The 26,156-nt window shown below is 55.8% G+C and carries 22 protein-coding genes; 16 read left to right on the plus strand and 6 right to left on the minus strand.

From position 1 onward, the window contains the following. Positions 1-44 precede the first annotated feature (44 nt). Positions 45-959: a recombination-associated protein RdgC gene (rdgC, locus tag BH714_RS00620; protein WP_014882739.1), complete on the minus strand. Its 915-nt coding sequence runs from the start codon at positions 957-959 to the stop codon at positions 45-47. A gap of 123 nt (positions 960-1,082) precedes the next feature. Between rdgC and mak the strand changes: the two genes are divergently transcribed. Beyond that, complete coding sequence (gene mak / locus BH714_RS00625; RefSeq protein WP_040016779.1) at positions 1,083-1,988, plus strand: fructokinase; 906 nt, start codon at positions 1,083-1,085, stop codon at positions 1,986-1,988. A 61-nt stretch (positions 1,989-2,049) separates the two neighbouring features. On the opposite strand, the gene sbcC is transcribed toward mak, so the two are convergent. After that, the gene (sbcC, locus tag BH714_RS00630) at positions 2,050-5,181 is read right to left on the minus strand and encodes an exonuclease subunit SbcC (RefSeq protein WP_040016780.1); all 3,132 of its coding nucleotides are present in this window, start codon (positions 5,179-5,181) and stop codon (positions 2,050-2,052) included. Then, on the minus strand, positions 5,178-6,383 hold the full coding sequence (sbcD, locus tag BH714_RS00635) for an exonuclease subunit SbcD (protein WP_020885234.1): 1,206 nt from the start codon (positions 6,381-6,383) through the stop codon (positions 5,178-5,180). The genes sbcC and sbcD overlap by 4 nt, the downstream gene beginning before the upstream one ends. 187 nt (positions 6,384-6,570) lie before the next feature. On the opposite strand from sbcD, the gene phoB reads away from it, so the two are divergent. The 8 genes from phoB (at position 6,571) to BH714_RS00675 (ending at position 17,058) form a co-directional block, all read left to right on the plus strand. Continuing rightward, positions 6,571-7,260 (plus strand): phosphate response regulator transcription factor PhoB, encoded by a 690-nt coding sequence (gene phoB, locus BH714_RS00640; protein WP_008503265.1) that lies wholly within the window; start codon positions 6,571-6,573, stop codon positions 7,258-7,260. 21 nt (positions 7,261-7,281) lie between these two features. Then, entirely contained in the window at positions 7,282-8,577 is a 1,296-nt protein-coding gene (phoR, locus tag BH714_RS00645; protein ID WP_040016781.1) for a phosphate regulon sensor histidine kinase PhoR, read from the plus strand. Positions 8,578-8,986: 409 nt separating this feature from the next. Continuing rightward, positions 8,987-10,306, plus strand: coding sequence for a branched-chain amino acid transporter carrier protein BrnQ (gene brnQ / locus BH714_RS00650; protein WP_014168834.1), 1,320 nt, complete (start codon positions 8,987-8,989; stop codon positions 10,304-10,306). Positions 10,307-10,387: 81 nt separating this feature from the next. Further along, the gene (proY, locus tag BH714_RS00655; protein WP_014168835.1) at positions 10,388-11,761 is read left to right on the plus strand and encodes a proline-specific permease ProY; all 1,374 of its coding nucleotides are present in this window, start codon (positions 10,388-10,390) and stop codon (positions 11,759-11,761) included. A 153-nt stretch (positions 11,762-11,914) separates the two neighbouring features. Beyond that, complete coding sequence (malZ, locus tag BH714_RS00660; RefSeq protein WP_040016782.1) at positions 11,915-13,732, plus strand: maltodextrin glucosidase; 1,818 nt, start codon at positions 11,915-11,917, stop codon at positions 13,730-13,732. 200 nt (positions 13,733-13,932) lie between these two features. Further along, entirely contained in the window at positions 13,933-14,574 is a 642-nt protein-coding gene (locus tag BH714_RS00665; RefSeq protein WP_014168837.1) for a hydrolase, read from the plus strand. Positions 14,575-14,622: 48 nt separating this feature from the next. Next, positions 14,623-15,168, plus strand: a complete 546-nt coding sequence (locus BH714_RS00670; protein WP_014168838.1) for an antibiotic biosynthesis monooxygenase — start codon at positions 14,623-14,625, stop codon at positions 15,166-15,168. Between the two features lie 21 nt (positions 15,169-15,189). Then, a complete protein-coding gene (locus BH714_RS00675; RefSeq protein ID WP_040016783.1) occupies positions 15,190-17,058 on the plus strand; it encodes an amidohydrolase in 1,869 nt (622 codons plus the stop codon). A gap of 69 nt (positions 17,059-17,127) precedes the next feature. On the opposite strand, the gene BH714_RS00680 is transcribed toward BH714_RS00675, so the two are convergent. Further along, positions 17,128-17,730: a peroxiredoxin gene (locus tag BH714_RS00680; protein WP_014168840.1), complete on the minus strand. Its 603-nt coding sequence runs from the start codon at positions 17,728-17,730 to the stop codon at positions 17,128-17,130. Positions 17,731-17,857: 127 nt separating this feature from the next. Further along, a complete protein-coding gene (acpH, locus tag BH714_RS00685; protein ID WP_025204983.1) occupies positions 17,858-18,439 on the minus strand; it encodes an ACP phosphodiesterase in 582 nt (193 codons plus the stop codon). A 92-nt stretch (positions 18,440-18,531) separates the two neighbouring features. On the opposite strand from acpH, the gene queA reads away from it, so the two are divergent. From queA to BH714_RS00720, 7 genes are all read left to right on the plus strand, one after another. Continuing rightward, entirely contained in the window at positions 18,532-19,602 is a 1,071-nt protein-coding gene (gene queA / locus BH714_RS00690; RefSeq protein ID WP_032677507.1) for a tRNA preQ1(34) S-adenosylmethionine ribosyltransferase-isomerase QueA, read from the plus strand. Between the two features lie 53 nt (positions 19,603-19,655). Continuing rightward, entirely contained in the window at positions 19,656-20,783 is a 1,128-nt protein-coding gene (tgt, locus tag BH714_RS00695; protein WP_020885227.1) for a tRNA guanosine(34) transglycosylase Tgt, read from the plus strand. 22 nt (positions 20,784-20,805) lie between these two features. Beyond that, a complete protein-coding gene (gene yajC, locus BH714_RS00700) occupies positions 20,806-21,138 on the plus strand; it encodes a preprotein translocase subunit YajC (RefSeq protein WP_000007630.1) in 333 nt (110 codons plus the stop codon). A 27-nt stretch (positions 21,139-21,165) separates the two neighbouring features. Next, positions 21,166-23,013 (plus strand): protein translocase subunit SecD, encoded by a 1,848-nt coding sequence (secD, locus tag BH714_RS00705; RefSeq protein ID WP_014168844.1) that lies wholly within the window; start codon positions 21,166-21,168, stop codon positions 23,011-23,013. Between the two features lie 10 nt (positions 23,014-23,023). Then, entirely contained in the window at positions 23,024-23,995 is a 972-nt protein-coding gene (gene secF / locus BH714_RS00710) for a protein translocase subunit SecF (protein WP_020885225.1), read from the plus strand. A gap of 142 nt (positions 23,996-24,137) precedes the next feature. Next, positions 24,138-24,503, plus strand: coding sequence for a VOC family protein (locus tag BH714_RS00715; RefSeq protein WP_020885224.1), 366 nt, complete (start codon positions 24,138-24,140; stop codon positions 24,501-24,503). Between the two features lie 14 nt (positions 24,504-24,517). Further along, positions 24,518-25,198 (plus strand): helix-turn-helix transcriptional regulator, encoded by a 681-nt coding sequence (locus BH714_RS00720; protein WP_014168847.1) that lies wholly within the window; start codon positions 24,518-24,520, stop codon positions 25,196-25,198. Positions 25,199-25,246: 48 nt separating this feature from the next. Here the strand turns inward: BH714_RS00720 and BH714_RS00725 are convergent, their stop codons facing one another. Continuing rightward, the gene (locus BH714_RS00725; protein WP_025204975.1) at positions 25,247-26,131 is read right to left on the minus strand and encodes a nucleoside-specific channel-forming protein Tsx; all 885 of its coding nucleotides are present in this window, start codon (positions 26,129-26,131) and stop codon (positions 25,247-25,249) included. Between the last annotated feature and the right edge of the window lie 25 nt (positions 26,132-26,156).

Genomic DNA, 26,156 nt, shown 5'->3' on the forward strand with positions numbered 1-26,156 from the left:
ACGTTTTATTCCCTCTCCCTGCCGGGAGAGGGTCACTGCAGGCATTACCGCTGCGCTTCGCCGCCGAGGCCTTCTACCAGATTCTGAATTAACGCTGCCAGCTCTCCGGTCATCAGGATAAAGTCCGCGTCAAAGCGCTGGGCGTAATCTTCACGATCGATATCTTCGTTCTGATCGCGCAGCTCATCGCAGAATTTCAGACGCTTCACCGAGCCGTCATCGCACATCACAAACTGAATACGCTGCTGCCAGTCGAGTGCCAGTTTGGTCACCACTTTGCCCGCTTCAATGTGTACGGCGATCTCGTCGCTCACCAGATCCTGCTTTTTCGCGCGGATCACGCCGCCATCTTCGAGCAGGGCTTTGAGCTCGGCTTCATCAAGGATCTGGAAGCCCTGGGCCGCTGTACCGCTGCGCACCCATTCGGTCAGGGTCAGTTCAATCGGCGTTTCCAGCGCCAGCGGAACGACCGGTAACGATCCGATGCTTTTGCGCAGCAGGGCCAGCGTATCTTCCGCTTTTTTGGCGCTGGCGCAGTCCACCATGATTAGCCCGTTAACGGTATCGATCCACATCATTGTCTGGCTGAAACGGCTAAAGGCGCGCGGCAGCAGAGAGTGCAGAACTTCGTCTTTCAGCGAATCTTTTTCGGTTTTTTTCAGCTTGCGGCCCTGTTCGGCTTCAAGCTTGAAAATTTTCGCTTCGAGCGCCTGCTTGACCACCGGTGTGGGCAGAATTTTTTCTTCTTTGCGGGCGCAGACGATGATTTGACCCGTGCTGCTGGCGTGGGTCAATGCATCGCTTTGTGAACCCATTGGAGGAACCCAACCGGTTTTTGCCATATCCTGGCTACCGCAAGGGGAAAAGCTATAAGCGGCTAACTGTTTTTCCATCTCTTCTGCACGCAGCGAAACGTCGCGGCTGAGACGGTAAACCATCAAATTTTTGAACCACAGCATGATAATTTCCACGGCCTTGTCGTTAAATCAGCGGGCATGATAACGAATTGTCGCATCGCTTGCATTGCTAATCGGGAAGCGGGCTTCTACTCTGTTGATAATCAAAATAATGAGGAGTGTCTTGTGCGTATTGGGATTGATTTGGGCGGCACCAAAACAGAAGTCATCGCACTGAGCGAGCAGGGGGAGCAACTGTTCCGCCACCGTCTGCCTACGTCGCGCGATGATTATCACCAGACTATCGAGACGATTGCCCGGCTGGTCGACATGGCTGAGCAGGCGACAGGGCAGACCGGCACCGTTGGGATGGGGATCCCGGGCTCAATCTCGCCCTATACCGGGGTGGTTAAAAACGCCAACTCCACCTGGCTCAACGGTCAGCCTTTTGATAAAGATTTAAGTCAGCGCCTGAACCGGGAAGTGCGTCTGGCAAATGACGCCAACTGTCTGGCCGTCTCCGAAGCCATTGACGGTGCCGCCGCAGGGGCCCAGACCGTTTTTGCGGTCATTATCGGGACCGGCTGTGGCGCAGGTGTGGCCCTGGGCGGGCGTGCCCATATTGGCGGCAACGGTACGGCGGGCGAGTGGGGACATAACCCCTTGCCGTGGATGGATGAAGATGAACTTAAATACCGCGCCGAGGTGCCGTGCTATTGCGGCAAGCAGGGCTGTATTGAGACGTTTATCTCCGGCACCGGTTTTGCCACCGATTACCACCGCCTGAGTGGCCAGCCACTCAAGGGGAACGAGATTATGCATCGGGTCGGGGAACACGATCCGGTGGCTGAGCTGGCTCTCAGCCGCTATGAAATGCGGCTGGCGAAATCTCTGGCGCACGTGGTGAATATCCTTGACCCTGACGTGATTGTGCTCGGCGGCGGGATGAGCAACGTCGACCGTTTATATGCCACGGTACCGAATCTGGTGAAGCAGTGGGTCTTCGGCGGCGAGTGTGAAACCCCGATCCGCAAAGCGGTGCATGGGGACTCCAGCGGCGTGCGCGGCGCCGCGTGGCTCTGGCCGCTATAGCCATTCTCCCTCTCCCTACGTGAGAGGGGGCGGGATGAAGGTGCCCTTATGCAGGGCACCCTCACTCCACCGCAAACACCTTATCCAGCTTGCTATACCCCAGCCCGTTAATCTTCTTCACTTTGATCTGCACCGGGATCCGCTCTTTCATCGCCTCGACGTGGCTAATCACGCCAATGGTTTTCCCGGTGGCGTTCAGCGCGTCGAGCGCATCGAGGGCGGTATCCAGCGTTTCGCTGTCGAGCGTGCCGAAGCCTTCATCCAGGAACAGCGAATCGATGCGTGTCTTGTGGCTCACCAGATCGGAAAGCGCCAGCGCCAGTGCCAGGCTAACAAGGAAGCTTTCGCCGCCGGAGAGGGTACGGGTATCGCGCACCGCGTCCGCCTGCCAGGTATCCACCACTTCGAGTTCCAGCGCATCGCTGACCTTGCGCTGCAGCAAATAGCGCCCGTGCAGGCGATTTAGCTGCTGGTTGGCAAGCCAGACCAGATTATCCAGCGTGAGCCCCTGGGCAAACTTACGGAACTTGTCGCCGGTGCTGGAACCTATCAGCGAATTCAGATAGCTCCAGTCATCGGCCAGCCGCGCGGCCTCTTCAATATGCTGCATGAGCGCCAGCTGGTGCTGACGGTTATCGCTGTCCTGTTTAAGCTGCTGGCGGATTTCACCCTGATGAGTGGTGTTCTCCCGAAGCTGTTGCCCGAGTTGCTGTAGCTGCAACTGCAGGGTTGGCGCGTCGAGTTCCAGCCCTTCCGGTCGCTGCGTCTGATGAGCCTGCAGCTGCTGGTTTGCCTGTGCGAACAGCGCGGTTGCCTGCTGAAGCTGGTTTTCCAGGGTCTGCTTACGGTGTTCAAGACGGCGGATGGTCTCTTCATCAAGCAGTGCAGCCAGAAAGGCCTCCCGATCGGCGAAGCAGCTTGCGGTCAATGCGGCGGTAAAATGCGTCGTGGCGTGCTGCAGTCGCTCGCTTTCGAGGCTTTCCTGCTGTTGCAATGTGGCAAGCTGGCTCTGAAGAGAAACGCATTCGTCGTGCGTTTCGCGCCAGTTATCAGGAATGGCCGGTTCGGTTTCTGTGTCGTTTGTGGCGGGCAGGGTGTCGAGCAGCGGCATCAGAGCCGTCATGCGCTCCTGCATGACGCCATGCTGAGTGTGTTTTTCCTGCCACTGTGCGAACTCGGTTTCTCGTTCGTTCAGCCAGGCAGCCTCTGTGCCTTCTTCCGGGACGTTGAGTGACAGCGTCAGCAGGGTCGTTTCCAGCGCCTGGCGCGTGGCCGTCAGCTGCTGTTGATACTGACGCGCCTGCGCGTCCTGTTCATTCAGCTGTTGCTGCAGCGTCAGACGCTGGCTCAGCTGGTAAAGCTGACGCTCATACTGCTCTTGTTCGTTCATCCACGGGGCAATATCTTCCTGAATATTCAGAGTGATATTCAGGGACGCGCAAACGGATTGCCACTCTTTAGTGAGCGCTTGCTCCTCCTGAGAGAGCGTCTGAGCGTCGTCTGTCTCACGCTGGATCTGCCGGGTCAGGGCATTCACCTGGCCGAGAACTAACAATCCTTCCTCTTTAAGCGCAGCGACCTCTTTGGCTAACTGGTCGCGACGCTGCTGGTTGGCACTCAGCTCCAGCGCCTGATAGGCAGTGACCGCCGGGTGCGAGGTTGAGCCGCACAGCGGGCAGGGCTGTCCCGCCTGCAGCTGCGCACGCTCTGCCTCCAGACTTTTAATCTTCTCTTCCTGTCTGCAGAGCGTTTCAAGATCCAGATAATGCTGGTTTTTCTCTTTGTACTGCTGGCGACGCAGCGTCAGCGTTTCATTGAGTTTTACCTGCTCTGCCTGGGCTTTCTGCAGGCTTTCACCGCTCTGGCGCAGACGCTGTTGCAGCGGCAGATAACGGGCCTGAAGCGACATCAGCCGCTGGCGGAAAGTCCGTGACTGAGCCTGTTGCTCCATCGCCACGCTGACCTCGTCAGCCGTGAGCGTCAGGGCGTTTTCCGGCATCTCTGTCAGCTTCTGGCGTAATTCAGCAATGCGCGTGGAAAGCGTGGCGATCTGATGTTTATCGCGATTCAGCTGTGCAAAATGGGCGCGCCAGCCTGCTATCTCCTGGCCCCACTGACGATAACGCTCGTGCTCTGCCAGCCACTGTGCCAGCGCCGTAAGGTCGGTCTGCAGTTGTGCATGGCTACGCTGGGCCGTATTACGGATACGCGAGCGCAGCGCGGTTTTTGCTTGTAAGCGAGCATTTACTTCAACAATGCGCTGCTTCGTTTGCCCCAGCCGGGTGGTTTGCTCTTGCTGGCTGTCCCACAGTGGTCGCAGCTGGGCGGCGGGGTGAGCAAGCTGGAGCGTTGCCAGCTCGGGCGCAGCCTCGGTCAGTGCCTGTTGCGCCTGTTGCTGCAAGGTGGCAACGCGCTGCTGCTCACGTATGAGCTCGTCATTGCGCGTAAGCCACTGAAAATCTTTCTGTTGATTCTGCTGTTGCGCCAGCAGCGTTTTTTCTTCGTCAGTAAGTGCCTGCAAACTTTGCTGTAACTGCTGCTGTTGCTCTTCACTCAACAACACGACGCCTGCAGCCTGTGCTTCATACACCTCAAGGGCGTTACGTACGGCTTTGTGTTTCTCAAACACCATGGCGGAAATCTGACCGTAGATCTCGGTTCCGGTCAGTTCTTCCAGCAGTTCGGCGCGGTCGGAAGGTCTGGCATTGAGGAAGGCGGCAAATTGCCCCTGAGAGAGCAGCATTGAGCGGGTAAAACGGCCATAATCCAGCCCGGTGAGGGCGGCCGTTTGTTCCAGTTTATCCGACACTTTGTCGGCCAGAATTTTACCGTCCTCACAGCGTGCCAGCTCGACGCGTGGGGCCTGAAGATTACCGTCGGGCTGATTTCGCGCGCGGTTCTGACTCCAGAAAGCGCGATAGGCAATACCTTTGACTTCAAACTCAACTTCGGCAAGGCATTCGGCCGTGTCGCGCGTCATCAAATCGTTTTGTGCCTGGGAGACTTTCTGCAGACGCGGCGTTTCGTGATACAGCGCCAGACAAATGGCGTCGAGCAGGGTCGTTTTCCCTGCGCCGGTAGCCCCGGTAATCGCAAACAGTCCGTTGCTGGCAAACGGCTCCGCGGTAAAATCGATTTTCCACTCACCCTTCAGTGAGTTGAGATTTTTCAGACGCAGGCTGAGGATTTTCATGCGTTTTCTTCCTCATCGTTCAGGGCATGCAGGGTGTGCGTAAACAGCTCGTTCAGCCGTGCGCGTTTCGCGTCGTCAATCTCCTCGTGGGAGAGCCGGCGTTCAAAGACCTCTTCCACCCTGAGTTCGCTGAGCGTTTCGCGCTGAGCGCCGAGCAGAATTTTCTCGCGCTGCTCGCGGCTGCGGCGCACCAGCAGCACCTCTACCGGCAGGTCTTCCGTGAGTACCTGAATTTTACGCTGTACATCATGCAGGTAGTCGGCGCTGGCGATCTCAATATCCAGCCAGACCGGCGGGTTTTGTTCCACGCCGCGCCACTGTTCAAGCTGGGCGGTGATGGCGTCCAGATCGCCTTTCAGCACCGCCAGCGGCTGGGTGACGGGCACTTCCAGCGTGTCAACGGCGCTGAGCTTGCCGTCGCTAAAGCTCACCAGATGGACACTTTTGGCTTTGCCGGTCTCATCAAAACTCAGCGAGATGGGCGAGCCGCAGTAGCGAATGTGCTCGCAGCCGCCGATAACCTGCGCCCGGTGGATATGCCCGAGGGCAATATACTCCGCGGGCGGGAAGTTTTGTGCCGGGAAAGCATCCAGCGTGCCAATATAAATGTCACGCACCGCGTCGCTTTTGCTGGCCCCAACGGTGGTGAGGTGCCCGGTGGCAATCACCGGAATCGCCTGGTCACCGCGAAGGGCACAGGCCTGGGCATGCTGCTGGTGGTAATAGTCGGTGATAGCCTGCAGCAAATGCTGCTGTTTTTCAGCGCCGGAAAGCCCCGCCTGGCTTTGGACAATATCGCGCGGGCGTAAAAATGGGATCGGACACAGTACCGCACCCGGCGTCCCGTCGCGCTTTTTCAGGATCTGCGGCGCATGTCCTGCGCTGGCCACCACGGTAGTATTGAGGAACGCCAGAATATCGCGGGATTCATTTAACGTTGCGACGGAATCATGGTTGCCGGCAACAATCACCAGATGACAGCCCGTTTGCTGCAGATTGACGACAAAACGGTTATATAACTCGCGCGCATAGCTGGGGGGCGAGCCGGTATCGAAGATGTCACCCGCTACAATAATGGCGTCTACCTCATGAGAGCGGGCCGTATCCAGCAGCCAGTTCAGGAACGCTTCGTGTTCAGCCGCCCGGCTTTTGCTGTAAAAATTTTGACCCAGATGCCAGTCAGAGGTGTGTAGTATGCGCATTGCTGATCCGTGGCGAAAAAGAGAAAGCAGGATTATAAACTGTCAGGGAACAGAAAATAACCGCTGTAATAAAACAACAGTTTGCCCTTTATAGTGGTACTGTTTTTCATAAATCTGTCATAAATCTGACGCATAATGACGCCGCATTACAAACTTGTAACTTAAATAAGATAAAACAGGGCAAAGTATGGCGAGACGTATTCTGGTCGTAGAAGATGAAGCTCCGATTCGTGAAATGGTGTGCTTCGTGCTCGAGCAAAATGGCTTCCAGCCGGTTGAGGCGGAAGATTATGACAGCGCGGTGAACCAGCTGAATGAACCCTGGCCCGATCTGATTCTGCTCGACTGGATGTTGCCTGGCGGCTCCGGGCTGCAGTTTATCAAACACCTGAAACGTGAAGCGCTAACCCGCGACATACCGGTTGTGATGCTCACGGCGCGCGGTGAAGAAGAGGATCGCGTACGCGGTCTGGAAACGGGGGCGGACGATTACATTACCAAACCGTTCTCACCGAAAGAGCTGGTTGCCCGCATTAAAGCCGTGATGCGCCGCATTTCACCGATGGCGGTGGAAGAGGTGATTGAGATGCAGGGACTGAGCCTTGACCCTACCTCACACCGCGTCATGACCGGTGAAAATCCCCTCGATATGGGGCCTACCGAATTTAAACTTCTGCATTTCTTTATGACTCACCCGGAGCGCGTATACAGCCGCGAACAGTTGCTGAATAACGTCTGGGGAACTAACGTGTATGTCGAAGACCGGACGGTTGACGTACATATCCGCCGCCTGCGAAAAGCGCTGGAACTGAGCGGCCACGATCGCATGGTGCAGACGGTCCGCGGCACGGGTTATCGTTTTTCAACCCGTTTCTGAACAATGACAGGAGTGTGACGCGTGCTGGAACGTCTGTCATGGAAAAGGCTCGTCTTTGAACTGATCTTATGCTGTATTCCGGCCTTCATTCTGGGGGCCTTTCTTGGATATTTGCCGTGGTTTCTGCTGGCGTCGGTTACCGGGCTTCTGATCTGGCATTTCTGGAACCTGCTGCGCCTCTCGTGGTGGCTGTGGGTTGACCGAAGTATGACGCCTCCGCCGGGAAGCGGAAGCTGGGAGCCGCTGCTGTACGGTCTGCACCAGATGCAGATGCGTAACAAAAAGCGGCGTCGGGAGCTGGGAAGCCTGATCAAACGCTTCCGTAGCGGCGCTGAGTCGCTGCCGGATGCTGTCATTCTGACGACCGAAGAAGGGACGATCTTCTGGTGTAACGGCCTCGCGCAACAGCTGCTGGGCCTGCGCTGGCCGGACGATAATGGCCAGAACATCCTCAACCTTCTGCGTTATCCCGAGTTCACGCTGTACCTGAAAAAGCGTGATTTTACCCGCCCCCACAACCTGAAGCTCAATAATGGGCGCCATCTGGAAATCCGTGTGATGCCTTACAGCGACCAGCAGTGGCTGATGGTTGCCCGTGATGTCACCCAGATGCACCAGCTGGAAGGGGCGCGACGCAACTTCTTTGCCAACGTCAGCCACGAATTACGCACTCCGCTGACGGTGCTTCAGGGGTACCTGGAGATGATGCAGGAGCAAACGCTGGAAGGCGCGCCGCGCGAGAAAGCGTTGCATACGATGCGTGAACAAACGCACCGTATGGAAGGGCTGGTGAAACAGCTGCTGACGCTCTCGAAAATTGAGGCCGCCCCCTCGCTGGCATTGAATGACACCATTGATGTGCCGATGATGCTGCGGGTGGTGGAGCGCGAAGCGCAGACGTTAAGCCATAAAATGCATCAGCTGACCTTCGAGGTCGACAACACGCTCAAGGTGCTTGGCAGCGAAGATGAGCTGCGCAGCGCCATTTCCAATCTGGTGTATAACGCGGTGAATCATACGCCAGCGGGGACGGATATCGTGGTGCGCTGGCAGCGCACGCCAACGGGCGCTGAGTTCAGCGTAGAGGATAACGGGCCGGGGATCGCACCTGAACACATCCCGCGTCTGACCGAGCGCTTCTACCGGGTGGATAAAGCGCGCTCACGGCAGACCGGCGGCAGCGGTCTGGGGCTGGCTATTGTGAAACACGCGGTGAATCATCATGAAAGCCGTCTCGATATTCAAAGCACGCTGGGTAAGGGAACCCGCTTCAGTTTCGTTATCCCGGAACGATTAATTGCCAAAAAGATCGCCTGACGACAGGCGTGTCAGTTTACCTTTCCACGGGCCAGCGTTTGCTGGCCCGTTTGCTTTGCAGTCAAGCGAAACGCGGCTGAATATTATACGGCTGGCTGTTTTTTGTTCGCATGATTAGCCATGGGTTTTTCTTATAATTAGCGTATTGTGCTGATCTGATTTTTGATGCTGGCATATTGTTCTGGTTTCACGATCCCATCTTGCCTTTAAACGTTATAAGCGTTTAAATTGCGCCCCAGATACTGTCATACCGACTGTATTTGCGTGGTAAATCGAAAAACTATTCTTCTCCACGCCAGGACGGGAGCATATCCCGCTGAAATTGAGCAAATTTTCCGCTGTATCGTCCCGTCAGGGATAGCGAAAATCTCAATGTTTTCAACACCACATCCACAGGCAGTAAGGTTTTATGACCCATCACTTAAAATCGCGTGACATCATCGCGCTGGGCTTTATGACATTTGCGCTGTTCGTTGGCGCAGGCAACATCATTTTCCCTCCAATGGTTGGCTTACAGGCGGGTGAACACGTCTGGACCGCTGCGTTTGGTTTCCTGATTACTGCTGTGGGTCTGCCGGTACTGACCGTCGTCGCGCTGGCGAAAGTCGGTGGTGGCGTTGATAGCCTCAGCACCCCGATTGGCAAAGTGGCCGGCATTCTGCTGGCGACCGTCTGTTATCTGGCCGTTGGCCCGCTGTTTGCGACCCCGCGTACCGCGACCGTATCCTTCGAAGTGGGGATTGCCCCGCTCACTGGCGATGGCGCGATGCCGCTGTTTATCTACAGCCTGATCTACTTCGCGATTGTGATTCTGGTTTCCCTCTATCCGGGCAAGCTGCTGGATACCGTGGGTAACTTCCTGGCTCCGCTGAAAATCGTGGCGCTGATTGTGCTGGCGGTTGCGGCCATCGTCTGGCCCGCAGGCCCGATTAGCGATGCGATGGACGCCTATAAAAACGCCGCGTTCTCCAACGGCTTTGTGAACGGCTACCTGACGATGGATACGCTGGGCGCAATGGTGTTTGGTATTGTTATCGTGAATGCCGCACGTTCCCGCGGCGTAACGGAAGCGCGTCTGCTGACTCGCTACACCATCTGGGCTGGCCTGATGGCCGGTGTGGGGCTGACGCTGCTGTACCTGGCGCTGTTCCGCCTGGGCTCAGATAGCGCCATACTGGTCGATCAAAATGCCAACGGCGCGGCGATCCTCCATGCTTACGTACAGCACACCTTTGGTGGTGCGGGTAGCCTGCTGCTGGCGGTACTGATTTTCCTGGCGTGCCTTGTCACCGCCGTGGGGCTGACCTGCGCCTGCGCTGAGTTCTTTGCTCAGTATCTGCCGCTCTCTTACCGCACGCTGGTCTTTATCCTGGGCATCTTCTCCATGGCGGTGTCAAACCTCGGTCTGAGCCACCTGATTCAGGTCTCTATCCCGGTGCTGACGGCCATCTATCCGCCGTGTATTGTGCTGGTGGTGCTGAGCTTCACCCGCCCGTGGTGGAACAACTCGTCGCGAATTATTGCGCCAGCCATGTTTATCAGCCTGATTTTTGGTATCCTTGACGGGATTAAAGCATCCGCCTTTGCGCAAATACTGCCAGCCTGGACACAGCGTCTGCCGCTGTCCGAGCAAGGCCTGGCCTGGTTGATGCCTACCGTTGTTGCACTGGTTCTGGCCATTATCTGGGATCGTGCTGCAGGGCGTCAGGTCGCATCGAACGCCCATTAATCAACGGCAACAAACTGTTTAACCACGGGGCTTAAGGCCCCGTGGTTTTTTGTTTTTTTCGAGTTGAATGGCAAGATTTAAATGGAAAGCACTAACAAACTCAAACGTGGACTCAGCACCCGCCACATTCGCTTTATGGCGCTGGGATCCGCTATCGGTACCGGTCTTTTTTATGGCTCGGCAGATGCCATTAAAATGGCCGGTCCCAGCGTTCTGCTGGCCTACATCATCGGTGGCGTGGCCGCGTATATTATCATGCGCGCCCTCGGGGAGATGTCGGTTCACAATCCGTCTGCCAGTTCGTTCTCGCGCTATGCGCAGGAAAACTTAGGCCCGCTGGCGGGCTTCATCACCGGCTGGACCTACTGCTTCGAAATTCTGATTGTGGCTATTGCCGACGTTACCGCCTTTGGCATCTACATGGGCGTCTGGTTCCCCGCGGTTCCGCACTGGATCTGGGTGCTGAGCGTGGTGCTGATCATCTGTGCCGTCAACCTGATGAGCGTGAAGGTGTTTGGTGAACTGGAGTTCTGGTTCTCCTTCTTCAAAGTTGCCACCATTATCATCATGATTATCGCGGGCTTCGGGATCATCATCTGGGGTATCGGCAACGGCGGTCAGCCAACGGGGATCCATAACCTCTGGAGCAACGGCGGCTTCTTCAGCAACGGCTGGCTCGGTATGGTGATGTCGCTGCAGATGGTCATGTTTGCCTACGGCGGGATCGAGATTATCGGCATTACCGCCGGGGAAGCGAAAGACCCGGAGAAATCCATTCCGCGCGCCATCAACTCAGTGCCAATGCGTATTCTGGTGTTCTATGTGGGGACGCTGTTCGTCATTATGTCCATCTACCCGTGGAACCAGGTGGGCACTAACGGCAGCCCGTTTGTGCTGACCTTCCAGCATATGGGCATCGCGTTTGCCGCCAGCATCCTGAACTTTGTGGTGCTGACCGCCTCGCTTTCGGCAATCAACAGTGACGTCTTTGGCGTGGGCCGCATGCTGCACGGAATGGCGGAGCAGGGCAGTGCGCCTAAGGTGTTTGCCAAAACCTCTCGTCGCGGCACGCCGTGGGTGACGGTAATGGTGATGACCGTAGCCCTGCTGCTGTCGGTCTACCTGAACTACATCATGCCGGAGAATGTGTTCCTGGTGATTGCGTCGCTGGCGACCTTCGCGACCGTGTGGGTGTGGATCATGATCCTGTTGTCGCAGATTGCGTTCCGTCGCCGTCTGTCACCGGAAGAGGCGAAAGCGCTGAAGTTCAAAGTGCCGGGTGGGGTGGTGACAACCGCTGTCGGTCTGGTCTTCCTGGTCTTTATCATCGCCCTGATTGGCTATCATCCGGATACCCGTATCTCCCTTTACGTGGGCTGTGCGTGGATCGTCCTGCTGCTGCTGGGCTGGATGTTCAAATGCCGCCGCGACCGTCAGCTGGCGCAGGCACAGTAATCTTCCCTCTCCCCGCAGAGGGACTGGAAGGAGGCATCCGCTCACGCTGATGCCTCCTCCCCCGTCCTCCTCCCTCAATAAACCTCGTCATGATGAGCTAACCTTAACCACCCTGTGGCAAGGTGACGTCAATTTCATCAAAGGGGATTCGTGATGTTAAACGCCTGGCACCTTCCGGTTGCCCCATTTGTTAAGCAAAACAAAGACAACCTTGTGATTACGCTCTGGCTGGCGGGGGAAAATCAGCCTGAACGCGTGACGCTACGCGCCGAAATTGATAACGAAGAGACCGCGCTGAAAATGCATAAGCAGCGCAGCCAGCCGCAGCCCGGGATCACGGCGTGGCGGGCAAACATCGATTTAACCCGTGGACAGCCGCGTCGTCGCTACAGTTTTAAACTGCTGTGGAATAACCGCCAGCTGTGGTTTACCCCGCAGGGGTTTAGCCGTTTTCCGCCGGCCCGGCTGGAGCAATTTGCCGTCGATTACCCGGACAATGGCCCGCAATGGGTTAACGATCAGGTGTTTTACCAGATTTTCCCGGACCGCTTTGCCCGCAGCGAAAAGCGCACTGCAGACCAGGACAAGGTTTATTACCACCACGCAGCAGGTCACGACATTATCCTCAAAGCATGGGATGAACCGCTGACCGCGCAGGCGGGTGGCTCGACGTTTTACGGTGGCGATCTCGACGGGATCAGCGAAAAACTCCCGTACCTGAAAAAACTGGGCGTGACGGCGCTGTACCTTAACCCGGTGTTTAAAGCCCCGAGCGTGCATAAATACGACACCGAAGATTATCGTCATGTTGATGAGCAGTTTGGCGGCGATGCGGCGCTGCTGCGCCTGCGACAGAACACTAAAAACGAAGGGATGCGCCTGATTCTGGACGGCGTGTTCAACCACAGCGGGGATTCGCACGCGTGGTTTGACCGTCATAACCAGTCGATGAGCGGGGCATGCCATAACCCGGATTCGCCGCAGCGTAACTGGTACAGCTTTAATGAAGAGGGCTACGCGCTGGACTGGCTGGGCTACCCAAGCCTGCCGAAGCTGGATTTCCAGTCGCCTTCTCTGGTCAACGAAATCTACGGCGGTGAAGACAGCGTTGTCCGCCACTGGCTTAAGGCGCCATGGAACATGGACGGCTGGCGTCTTGACGTGGTGCATATGCTGGGTGAAGCGGGCGGAGCGCGTAATAACCTTCAGCACGTTGCAGGTATCACCCGCTCAGCGAAAGCCGCGCAGCCGGAGGCCTTTGTCTTTGGCGAGCATTTTGGCGATGCGCGCCAGTGGCTGCAAGCCGATGCAGAAGATTCGGCCATGAACTACCGCGGTTTTACCTTCCCGCTATGGGGATTTCTGGCGAACACCGATATCTCCTACGATCCGCAGCATATCGACGCCGAAACCTGTATGGCATGGATGGATAACTACCGCGCCAGCCTGTCGCATCAGCAGCAGTTGCGGATGTTTAACCAGCTGGACAGCCACGATACCGCACGTTTTAAATCCCTGCTTGGCAGGGATGTGGCGCGCCTGCCGCTGGCCGTTACCTGGCTCTTCACCTGGCCTGGCGTGCCGTGCATTTACTACGGTGATGAGGTGGGGCTGGAGGGGAACAACGATCCCTTCTGCCGCAAAACCTTCTCCTGGGACCCGGCGAAGCAGGACAATGCGCTGCTCAGCCTGTACCAGCGTCTGGCTAAGCTTCGTAAACAGAACCAGGCGCTGCGTTACGGTGGCTGTCAGGTGGTGTATGCCCACGATAACGTGGTGGTGTTTGCCCGCGTCTACAACCAGCAACGCGTGCTGGTCGCCATCAACCGCGGAGAAGCCTGTGAAGTGGTGCTGGATGACTCTCCGTTGCTGCACGTGAAGGCGTGGCAACGCAAAGAGGGTAAAGGCACGATTCAGGAAGGCATTCTCTCCTTACCGGCCATTTCCGCCTCCGTCTGGTTCGGAAATTAATCGTCATCAGCAACCGGTTTATTTCCCGGTTGCTGAAAATTCCCCTAAGTTGTTCGGTTAATTTCAACAGAGGGGACAAATATCTTTACTATCCGCTCAATCAATTCTCGCTATACTCAAATTGCTTTATCAGTCAGGGCCCTTTCTCATATAGCACACCAAAACGTTGGCTTTTAACACATTGATTAAAAGGTACTTTTATGTCTATTCGTGAACTGATTGACCCGTCCAATTCCGTACTGATTTTTATCGATCACCAACCGCAAATGTCTTTTGGCGTGGCAAATATTGACCGTCAGTTATTAAAGAATAATACGGTGGCTCTGGCAAAAGCAGGCAAAATTTTTGATGTTCCGGTTATCTACACCTCTGTCGAAACAAAAAGCTTTAGCGGATACATCTGGCCAGAATTGCTGGCGGTTCACCCGGCGGTTAAACCGATTGAACGTACCTCTATGAACTCCTGGGAAGACGATGCGTTTGTTGCGGCAGTGAAAGCAACGGGCCGCAAGAAACTTATCATCTCAGCCCTGTGGACCGAAGTTTGCCTGACCTTCCCGGCGCTGATGGCTCTGGATGAAGGGTTTGAAGTTTATGTAGTGACCGATACTTCCGGCGGTACCTCCGTAGATGCCCATGAACGTGCGATTGACCGTATGGTTCAAGCGGGCGCGGTTCCTGTGACCTGGCAGCAGGTGCTGCTTGAGTATCAGCGCGACTGGTCTCGCAAAGGCACTTACGACGCGGTCATGGACCTGGTCCGTGAGCACAGCGGTGCTTATGGCATGGGCGTTGACTATGCCTACACCCTCGTTCACGGCGCGCCAGAACGCAAAGCGTAAACCTTTCAGGGCGGGGTTCTCCCGCCCATTAATGACCAGGAAACTATTATGGCGCACACATCGCATGTCACGCTGGTGATCACCCACACCTTGCTGCCGGGTCAGGCTGAGCGATACGAACAGTGGCTGGGTAAGATCATGCCCATCGCGGCGGAATTTCCGGGACATCTTGGCGCGAACGTCATCCGCCCGACCGACGGACAACATCTGTGGACGGTGATAATCCGTTTCGACACCCTCGAACACCTCTCTGCGTGGACCCAGTCCGATACCCGTAATGCGCTGGTAAAAGAGATTGAACCGCTGCTGGCGGAAGGCGATAAAACCGAAGTGCGTACCGAGGCGGCGTTCTGGTTTACCCCACCGGAGCCTCACGTGCGTAAGCCTAAACAGTGGAAACAGTTTCTCATTACCCTGCTGGTTATCTTTCCCAGTACCAACCTGGTACCGCTGGTCACCGGTGCGTTGCTTCCTGGCCTGAAAGGTACGTTGTTGCTGCATCTGATTAACGATGCCTGTGTGGTCGCGCTGGTGGTCTGGCTGTGGATGCCCATCGTGACCCGTCTGTTTGCCGGATGGCTCAAAAAAGCCTGATTCGGCTGAAAGGAGTACGTTATGTCTCAAACTGCCACACTGATCTTAACCAAAGGTAAGATCCATACCCTCGATCGCGAAAAGCCGCTCACGGAAGCGGTGGCTATTGCTAACGGCAAGATCCTGGCGACGGGCAACCACGATCGCATTATGAGCTATGCGACACAGGGAACGCAGATTGTCGATCTGAAGGGAAGTACGGTGATCCCCGGGCTTAACGATTCGCACCTGCACCTGATCCGCGGCGGGCTGAACTACAACCTCGAGCTGCGCTGGGAAGGCGTACCGTCGCTGGCGGATGCGCTAAGGATGTTGAAAGATCAGGCCGATCGTACACCTTCACCTCAGTGGGTTCGGGTGGTGGGCGGCTGGAGCGAGTTTCAGTTCGCCGAACGCCGGATGCCGACCATCGAAGAGCTTAACGAGGCGGCACCGGATACGCCGGTGTTTGTCCTGCACCTCTACGATCGTGCCCTGCTTAACCGCGCTGCGTTGAAAGCTGTCGGCTACACCAAAGAGACGCCAAACCCGCCGGGCGGGGAGATTGTGCGTGATAACCACGGCAACCCGACCGGGCTGCTGATCGCTAAACCTAACGCGATGATCCTCTACGCCACGCTGGCAAAAGGACCGAAACTCCCCATTGAGCAGCAGGTTAACTCCACGCGCCAGTTTATGCGTGAGCTTAACCGTCTGGGGCTGACCAGCGCCATTGATGCCGGCGGCGGCTTCCAGAACTACCCGGAAGATTACGAGGTGATTGCCGAACTGCACGCCAAAGAGCAGATGACGGTGCGTATTGCCTACAACCTCTTCACCCAGCGCCCTAAACAGGAGCTGGAGGATTTTGAGCGCTGGACCGATATGCTCAAACCGGGGCAGGGCACAGACTTTTATCGTGCGAACGGGGCAGGAGAGATGCTGGTCTTCTCGGCGGCGGATTTTGAAGATTTCCTCCAGCCGCGCCCGGATCTGCCGCAAGGGATGGAAGACGAGCTGGAACGCGTGGTGCGCCACCTGGTGGAAAACCGCTGGCCGTTCCGGCTGCATGCCACCTATGACGAATCCATCAGCCGGATGCTGGATGTCTTTGAGAAGGTGAACCGTGAGATTCCGTTTAACGGCCTGCACTGGTTCTTTGACCATGCGGAGACCATTACCGAGCGTAATATCGAGCGCGTCAAAGCGTTGGGGGGCGGTATTGCGGTACAGCACCGTATGGCGTTCCAGGGCGAATATTTCGTCGACCGCTACGGCAAAGAGGCGGTGAAACACACGCCGCCGGTGGCGAAAATGCTGGAACTGGACGTGCCGGTTGGGCTAGGTACCGACGCAACCCGTGTGGCGAGCTATAACCCGTGGACGGCGCTCTACTGGCTGGTCTCCGGGCGAACCGTCGGCGGCCTGGCGATGTATGACGACAATAACCGCCTGCCGCGTGAGGTAGCGCTGGAGCTGTGGACCGCAGGCAGCGCGTGGTTTTCCAGCGAACAGGGTAAAAAAGGCCGTCTGGTTGAAGGGCAGCTTGCGGACCTTGTGGTGCTGTCGAAAGATTACTTCAGCGTGACGGAAGAGGAGATCAAGGGCATTGAATCGGTGCTGACCGTTGTGGATGGCAAGGTCGTGTATGCCGCCGGTCATTTCAGTCCGCTGTCACCGCCGCCGATCCCGGTTGTGCCGGCGTGGTCACCGGTCGTGAAAGTCCCGGGGCATTACCGCTCTGCGCCGCCTGCAGCCAGTAAAGTGGGGGCGGTGGTACAGATGCACCAGTGCATTGGTAGCTGCGGGGTGCATGGCCATGCGCACGGCATTGCGCGGCAATCGGATATCCCGGTATCTGATGACCAGGCATTCTGGGGCGTGCTGGGGTGCTCGTGCTTCGCGTTTTAACGTGTGAAAGTGAGATCGTACAAAACAAAAAGGCCCGCTAATGCGGGCCTTTTCCGTAAACCGTGCCGATTACAGGCTGGATACGTTCTCAGACAGGTATTTAGCAACGCCGTCCGGAGACGCGTTCATACCTTCTTTACCTTTTTCCCACTGAGCCGGGCACACTTCACCGTGCTCTTCGTGGAACTGCAGCGCGTCAACCATGCGCAGCATTTCGTCGATGTTACGACCCAGTGGCAGATCGTTAACAACCTGGTGACGAACGATGCCGTTTGCGTCGATCAGGAAAGAACCGCGCAGTGCAACACCAGCGTCCGGATGTTCGATACCGTAAGCCTGCTGGATTTCGCGTTTGATGTCCGCAACCATTGCGTATTTCACCGCACCGATGCCGCCTTTGTCGACAGGGGTGTTACGCCATGCGTTGTGTACAAATTCAGAGTCGAAGGAGACGCCTACAACTTCTACGCCACGCTTCTGGAATTCTTCGTAACGTTTGTCGAATGCGATCAGCTCAGACGGGCAAACGAAAGTGAAGTCCATTGGCCAGAAGAACAGAACGGTCGCTTTACCGTTGGTGTGCTGTTTGAAGTTGAAGTTTTCAACGATTTCACCGTTGCCCAGAACTGCTGCAGCTGTAAAATCCGGAGCCGGACGAGTTACCAGAACCATGTGATTCTCCTGTAGATACTAAGGTTATTTGGAACGCAACGCCGCCCAGTATAGAGAGTGTTCATTGATAAGACAAAGAGGCGCTAACAATCGTTCAGCAAGCTTTCACCTATCAATGGCATTTCTGTTATAGCTGTTTGTTTTTCGCCTGGGTCATCATACGCGGGTAGAACTGCCAGAACCGTGTCTCCAGCGCCTCGTAGTGGGCGTCCAGGTCATGCCAGGAATCGCGCAGCGCGTCGAGTCGCGGTCGGCGACTCGCCATCCCGTTTAACACATTCTGTATAAAGTCCATCTCGCGATAGCGCTCAAGCCAGCGTTCTGACCAGAGATAGTTATTCAGATTCACAAAGCGCGGCGGCGAATCCGGCAAAATAATGGACACCTGTTGGTGGGCATAGCGCACGAACGCGTTTAGGGGCATCTCAGGAGAGAGTGTTTCCCAGTGCCGCGAGAGGAAATGGTCCCACATTACATCGAGCGTGATCGGTGCGACGCGCCGCGTTTCAGGGCGGAACCACGCTTTGGCTTCCTGGACTTCCGGCAGGTTATCGGTCAGTACGTCGATACGGCGATGCATAAAAATCCCGTCGACAACCTCTGCGGAGTACGCGTCGGCGGGATTACCGCGCACGAAATCGGCCAGCAGATTGCCGGAAAGAGAGCTGTCAGCGAGATGAGCAAGATGCAGGTGAGCGAGAAAATTCATGCGTTTTATTTGTCCAGGGGCGGCTAGTTGTTGCAGCAAAAGGGTGTGAGCACTAGACTATGCCGCCTGTTTTTAAGTCACGAGTATACGTCATGCGCGTCGCCGATTTCTCCTTTGAACTACCTGAATCCCTGATTGCTCACTACCCAATGCCTGAGCGCAGTAGCTGTCGTTTGCTGTCACTGGATGGGCCGACGGGCGAGCTGACGCACGGTACTTTCACCGATTTGCTCGACAAGCTCAACCCTGGCGATCTGCTGGTCTTTAACAATACCCGGGTGATCCCGGCGCGTCTGTTTGGCCGTAAAGCCAGCGGCGGCAAGATTGAAGTGCTGGTCGAACGTATGCTTGATGATAAACGTATTCTGGCACATATTCGCGCCTCTAAAGCGCCGAAGCCGGGTGCAGAGCTGCTGCTTGGCGATGATGAGAGCATCCGTGCAACCATGACCGCGCGTCACGATGCGCTGTTTGAGGTGGCGTTCAATGACGAGCGCACGGTGCTCGACATCCTGAACGCGATCGGCCATATGCCGCTGCCCCCTTACATCGAGCGCCCGGACGAAGAGGCTGACCGCGAGCTGTACCAGACCGTCTACAGCCAGAAACCTGGCGCGGTCGCCGCGCCGACGGCGGGCCTGCATTTTGATGAACCGCTGCTGGAAAAATTGCGCGCGAAAGGTATCGAGATGGCCTTCGTGACCCTGCATGTCGGTGCGGGTACGTTCCAGCCGGTGCGCGTGGACAGCATCGAAGACCACATCATGCACTCCGAATATGCCGAAGTGCCGCAAGAGGTGGTGGATGCCGTTCTGGCCGCCAAAGCACGCGGTAACCGCGTTGTGGCAGTGGGCACCACGTCGGTACGCTCCCTTGAGAGCGCCGCGCAGGCCGCCAAAAATGACCTGATTGAGCCTTTCTTTGGCGATACGCAGATCTTTATCTACCCGGGCTATCAGTACAACGTGATTGATGCCCTGGTAACCAACTTCCATCTGCCTGAATCAACGCTGATTATGCTGGTGTCCGCTTTTGCGGGGTATCAGCACACCATGGCGGCGTACAAGTCTGCGGTAGAACAAAAATATCGCTTTTTTAGCTACGGGGACGCGATGTTTATCACGTACAATCCGCAGGCTTTGAATGAGCGTGTCGGGGAATAAGTCCGCGGCACCGTTTTACAACGTTGGACTGTTTTTCTGACGTCGGAGAAAAAATGAAATTTGAACTCGATACCACCGATGGTCGCGCACGTCGCGGCCGCCTGGTGTTTGATCGCGGCGTGGTGGAAACCCCCGCGTTTATGCCTGTGGGCACCTACGGCACCGTAAAAGGGATGACGCCGGAAGAAGTGGAAGCCACTGGCGCACAGATTATCCTCGGCAATACCTTCCACCTGTGGCTGCGTCCTGGTCAGGAGATCATGAAGCTGCACGGCGATTTGCATGACTTCATGCAGTGGAAAGGCCCGATCCTGACCGACTCCGGTGGTTTCCAGGTCTTCAGCCTGGGCGACATCCGTAAGATCACCGAGCAGGGTGTACACTTCCGTAATCCGATCAACGGCGATCCGATTTTCCTCGATCCTGAAAAGTCTATGGAGATTCAGTACGATCTCGGCTCTGATATCGTGATGATCTTCGACGAATGTACGCCATACCCGGCCGACTGGGATTACGCGAAACGCTCCATGGAGATGTCGTTGCGCTGGGCGAAGCGTAGCCGTGACCGCTTTGACTCCCTGCAGAACAAAAATGCGCTGTTCGGTATTATCCAGGGCAGTGTTTACGAAGATTTACGCGATATCTCTGTTAAAGGTCTGGTAGAGATAGGTTTTGATGGCTACGCTGTCGGCGGTTTGGCTGTGGGTGAACCGAAGGAAGACATGCATCGCATTCTGGAGCATGTCTGCCCGCAAATCCCGGCAGATAAACCCCGTTACCTGATGGGTGTGGGTAAACCTGAGGACCTGGTTGAAGGTGTGCGCCGCGGCATTGATATGTTCGACTGCGTTATGCCAACCCGCAACGCGCGTAACGGTCATCTGTTTGTGACCGATGGCGTGGTGAAAATCCGTAACGCGAAGCATAAGAGTGACACCAGCCCGCTCGATTCCGAGTGCGATTGCTACACCTGTCGCAATTATTCTCGCGCGTACCTGCATCATCTTGATCGTTGCAATGAGATTTTGGGCGCGCGTCTCAATACCATTCATAATCTTCGTTATTATCAGCGCTTAATGGCTGGTTTACGCAAGGCTATTGAAGAGGGTAAATTAGAGAGCTTCGTGACCGATTTTTACCAACGTCAGGGTCGAACCGTTCCACCTTTGAACGTTGATTAATTTTAATAATGAGGGAATTTGAATGAGCTTTTTTATTTCTGATGCGGTAGCGGCAACAGGTGCTCCGGCGCAGGGCAGCCCGATGTCTCTGATTCTGATGCTGGTTGTGTTCGGTCTGATCTTCTACTTCATGATCCTGCGCCCACAGCAGAAGCGTACCAAAGAGCACAAAAAGCTGATGGACTCCATTGCCAAAGGTGATGAAGTGCTGACCAACGGTGGTCTGGTCGGTCGCGTAACCAAAGTGGCTGAAAGTGGCTACATTGCTATTGCCCTGAACGACACCACTGAAGTGGTTATCAAACGTGACTTCGTAGCTGCCGTTCTGCCGAAAGGCACCATGAAGGCGCTGTAATCCCAACTTTTCCCAAAGGGAACTGCCGTGTTAAACCGTTATCCTTTGTGGAAGTACATCATGCTGGTCGCCGTGATTCTCGTCGGCCTGCTGTACGCGCTTCCCAACCTGTATGGTGAGGATCCGGCTGTTCAAATCACTGGCGCGCGCGGTGTCGCCGCCAGTGAGCAAACGCTGATCCAGGTCCAGAAATCGTTACAAGAAGAAAAAATTACCGCTAAGTCTGTGGCTCTGGAAGAGGGCGCAATTCTTGCTCGCTTCGACACCACCGACACGCAGCTCCGCGCTCGCGAAGTGCTGATGGGCGTGCTGGGTGATAAATACGTCGTGGCGCTTAACCTTGCTCCTGCAACCCCGCGTTGGCTGGCTGCGTTGAATGCAGAGCCAATGAAACTCGGTCTTGACCTGCGTGGCGGTGTTCACTTCCTGATGGAAGTGGATATGGATACCGCGCTCGGCAAACTGCAGGAACAAAACATCGACAGCCTGCGCAGCGATCTGCGCGAAAAAGGCATCGCTTACACTACCGTTCGTAAAGAAGATAACTACGGTATGAGCATCACGTTCCGCGACAGCGCGGCGCGCGATCAGGCTGTAGATTACCTGACTCAACGTCACCGTGACCTCGTGATCACCTCTCAGGGCAGCAACCAGCTGCGCGCGGTGATGACCGATGCTCGCCTGAAAGAAGCCCGTGAATACGCCGTTCAGCAGAACATCAATATTCTGCGTAACCGTGTAAACCAGCTGGGGGTTGCTGAGCCACTGGTACAGCGTCAGGGTGCTGACCGTATCGTGGTGGAACTCCCGGGTATTCAGGACACGGCACGTGCGAAAGAGATTCTGGGGGCAACTGCCACGCTGGAATTCCGTCTGGTTAACTCCAACGTCGATCAGTCCGCTGCCGCCGCTGGCCGTATTCCGGGTGATTCGGAAGTGAAACAGACCCGCGAAGGTCAGCCAGTTGTGCTGTACAAACGCGTGATCCTGACCGGTGACCACATCACCGACTCCACATCCAGCCAGGACGAATACAACCAGCCGCAGGTTAACATCTCGCTGGATAGCGCGGGTGGTAACATCATGTCTAACTTCACCAAGGACAACATCGGTAAACCGATGGCGACCCTGTTTGTGGAGTACAAAGACAGCGGTAAGAAAGATGCAAACGGCCGCGCGGTGCTGGTGAAAGAGGAAGAGGTGATTAACATCGCCAACATCCAGTCTCGTCTGGGTAACAGCTTCCGTATCACCGGTATCAACAACCCGAACGAAGCGCGTCAGCTTTCGCTGCTGCTGCGTGCCGGTGCGCTGATTGCACCGATTCAGATTGTTGAAGAACGTACCATTGGTCCAACGCTGGGGATGCAAAACATCAAGCAGGGTCTGGAAGCGTGTCTGGCCGGTCTGGTGGTCTCCATCCTCTTCATGATCTTCTTCTATAAGAAGTTTGGTCTGATTGCGACAAGCGCACTGGTTGCGAACCTGGTGCTGATTATCGGCATCATGTCTCTGCTGCCGGGGGCGACGCTGACCATGCCGGGGATTGCCGGTATCGTCTTAACCCTTGCGGTGGCGGTCGACGCCAACGTACTGATAAACGAACGTATCAAAGAAGAGTTAAGCAACGGTCGCTCTGTTCAGCAGGCGATTGACGAAGGCTACAAAGGGGCATTCAGCTCCATCTTCGATGCGAACGTAACAACACTGATTAAGGTTCTTATCCTGTATGCAGTGGGGACTGGCGCTATCAAAGGCTTTGCGATCACCACCGGTATCGGTGTTGCAACGTCAATGTTTACCGCTATTGTCGGCACCCGTGCCATCGTGAACCTGCTGTATGGCGGCAAGCGCGTCAAAAAGCTGTCTATCTGAGGAGTGCGTTGTGGCACAGGAATATACTGTTGAACAATTGAACCACGGCCGTAAAGTCTGGGACTTTATGCGCTGGGACTACTGGGCTTTCGGCATTTCAGGTTTACTGCTGATCCTCTCCCTTATCGTGATGGGCGTGAAAGGCTTTAACTGGGGTCTTGATTTCACCGGTGGTACGGTAATTGAGATCTCCCTGGAAAAACCGGTCGATATGGACCAGATGCGCCAGTCTTTGCAGAAAGCGGGCTTTGAAGAGCCGTTGCTGCAGAACTTCGGCAGCAGCCGTGACATCATGGTGCGTATGCCGCCGGTGCACGATGCGAACGGCAGCCAGGAGCTGGGCAGCAAGGTTGTTAACGTGGTTAACGAAACAACCAACCAGCATGCGACGGTTAAGCGTATCGAGTTCGTCGGGCCAAGCGTAGGTGCTGACCTGGCGCAAACCGGTGCGATGGCGCTGCTGGTGGCTCTGATCTCCATTCTGGTGTATGTCGGTTTCCGCTTTGAGTGGCGACTGGCGGCGGGTGTGGTTATCGCCCTGGCGCACGACGTGGTGATCACCATGGGCATACTGTCTCTGTTCCACATTGAGATTGACCTGACAATCGTGGCATCCCTGATGTCCGTTATCGGTTACTCACTGAACGACAGTATCGTGGTATCTGACCGTATTCGTGAAAACTTCCGTAAGATCCGTCGCGGTACGCCGTACGAAATCTTTAACGTGTCGTTGACCCAGACGCTGCACCGTACGTTGATCACATCCGGAACCACCTTGATGGTGATCCTGATGCTGTTCCTCTTCGGTGGCCCGGTACTGGAAGGCTTCTCGCTGACCATGCTGATCGGTGTCTCTATCGGTACGGCTTCGTCTATCTACGTCGCCTCCGCACTGGCACTGAAACTTGGCATGAAGCGCGAGCACCTGCTCCAGCAGAAAGTCGAGAAAGAAGGGGCGGATCAGCCGTCTATTCTGCCGTAAGACGACGTGTCGTTCGTTCCCGAAATCCCGGTCTGTTGACCGGGATTTTTTTTATCTGCTCCTGCCAAACACTCCTGACAGTATGCTGTCAGGAGCCCTGTCGTAGACTCTTTTCGAACCCAAACAACAGGCAGGAGGATGTATGAAGAGTGTAATTAACTGGTTTGAAATTCCGGTCGCCGATATGGATCGCGCTATCAAATTTTATGAGCCCGTGATGCAGGTACAGCTGAGACGAGAGAAGATGGATGTGGCTGAGTTAGCCGTTTTCCCGCATGACGATCCGGCCACCGGCGGCGCGCTGGCAAAATTTGAGGGCATTACACCGTCCGTACAGGGCGCTATTATTTACCTGCATACTGACAACCTGGCGGCAACGCTCGATCGCATCGCGTCTGCGGGTGGCGAGTGCGTGTTTGGCCCGCTGGAATTGCCGCGTGGCATTGGCACCATAGCCTTGTTTACCGACAGCGAAGGTAATCGCGTCGGCCTCCATCAACCTGCCTGAGAGCTGAATACGATATGACCCGACGCGCTGACCGTTTGTTTCAGATTGTGCAGATCCTGAGAGGCAGGCGTCTGACAACGGCAGCGCATCTGGCGGACAGGTTGAGCGTATCGGAACGGACCGTATACCGTGATATCCGCGACCTGTCGCTTTCCGGCGTGCCGGTGGAAGGGGAGGCGGGAAGCGGCTATCGGCTGATGTCCGGTTTTGACTTACCTCCGCTGATGCTGACGAACAAAGAATCTGAAGCGCTGATGGTCGCCATCCGTCTGCTGAAAACCTGGGGCGGCGACTCGCTCTCGCGTGAGCTTGAGTCGGCGCAGGAGAAGGTGCTGGCGATCCTGCCCGAGGAGAGCCGACGTAAGGCGGAGCAGACGCGGATATATGCGCCGGATATTGCGCTTCAGCCGCATTCGCGCAGCGACTTTGATGTTATTCATCAGGCTATTTCTGCCCAGTGCGTACTGGCGCTGCATTATCGTGATGAAGCCGGGCATCTGACATGGCGCGACATTCAGCCGCTGGGGCTGTTCTTCTGGGGAGAGCATTGGCTGCTGGCCGCGTGGTGTGAACGGCGAGATGACTACCGCTGCTTCCGGCTCGACAGGTGTCTGAATATTACGCTCACGCAGAGGCGTTTTAGCGAAAGCGCGGAGCGATCGCTGGCGGATTTTCTGCGTAAGGTGAAGCAATAAAAAAGCCAGCATATCAGCTGGCTTTGTCCGTTTTTGCCTTCTTTCACATCAGAAGTTGTAACCGACAACCAGGTAACCACCCCAACCGGTAGAACGTACGCTGAAGTCGCCATTGCCGAAGTTCAGGCTTGCGTCATCGTTCCACTGACCGCCGTTGTGCCAGTAACGCGCAACAACGGAGTAATGCCAGTGATCGTAGTTCAGCGCCAGGATGTGGCTGGAGGCGATGGAGTCGTTGGTACGCGCTTTCTTACCGTTCAGATCACGGAAGTCGTTGTCGCCCAGGTCTGAACCCCAGTCAAAGTTGGTGAAACCGATATAGCTCAGGTTACCGCCCCACAGCTGGGTAATTGGCACAAAGTATTTCACTTTGAAACGGTAGCCATCCCACTCGTTTTCGTTCGCGGCACCGTAGTTCTGCCACTGGTATTTCGCATAGACGTTCAGGGACAGGCTCATTGGCAGACCGGTATCGATGTCGGTACCCAGACCCATATACCAGGTGCTCTGACGACCGGACGCGTTACGGCCCATGTCGTAGATGTAGTTGTTCGCGAAGTACCACTCTTTGAATGGACCAAACGCCAGGCTGGTGCCCGTCAGCTTATCAATGGAGAAGCGGGGTTCGATCTCCATGAACAGGGGGGAACCGTGGTTCCAGATACCTTTCGCATCGGTGTTACCGCCGAAGAAGACCGGTGCATCCATATAGCCGTAGAAATCGAACCAGTCTTTCTTGGCGAAGGCTTCGTACTCCAGGTAGGTATCGTTGCGGATCTGTGGTCCGAAACGGGTGTGATAGCTGCCGACCACGTTAACGCTCTGGTGCCACCAGTCGGAGAGGTATTGTGGTTTATCGTTTTCCGCTGCGTTAACAGTGAAAGTGGAGGAGAGTGCCAGCACGGCGCCAGCCGCGAGTAATGTTTTTTTCATAATCATGCCACTGATTGAAATTCCC

It is taken from the genome of Enterobacter ludwigii (assembly GCF_001750725.1).
In the GTDB taxonomy this organism is placed as follows: Bacteria; Pseudomonadota; Gammaproteobacteria; order Enterobacterales; family Enterobacteriaceae; genus Enterobacter; species Enterobacter ludwigii.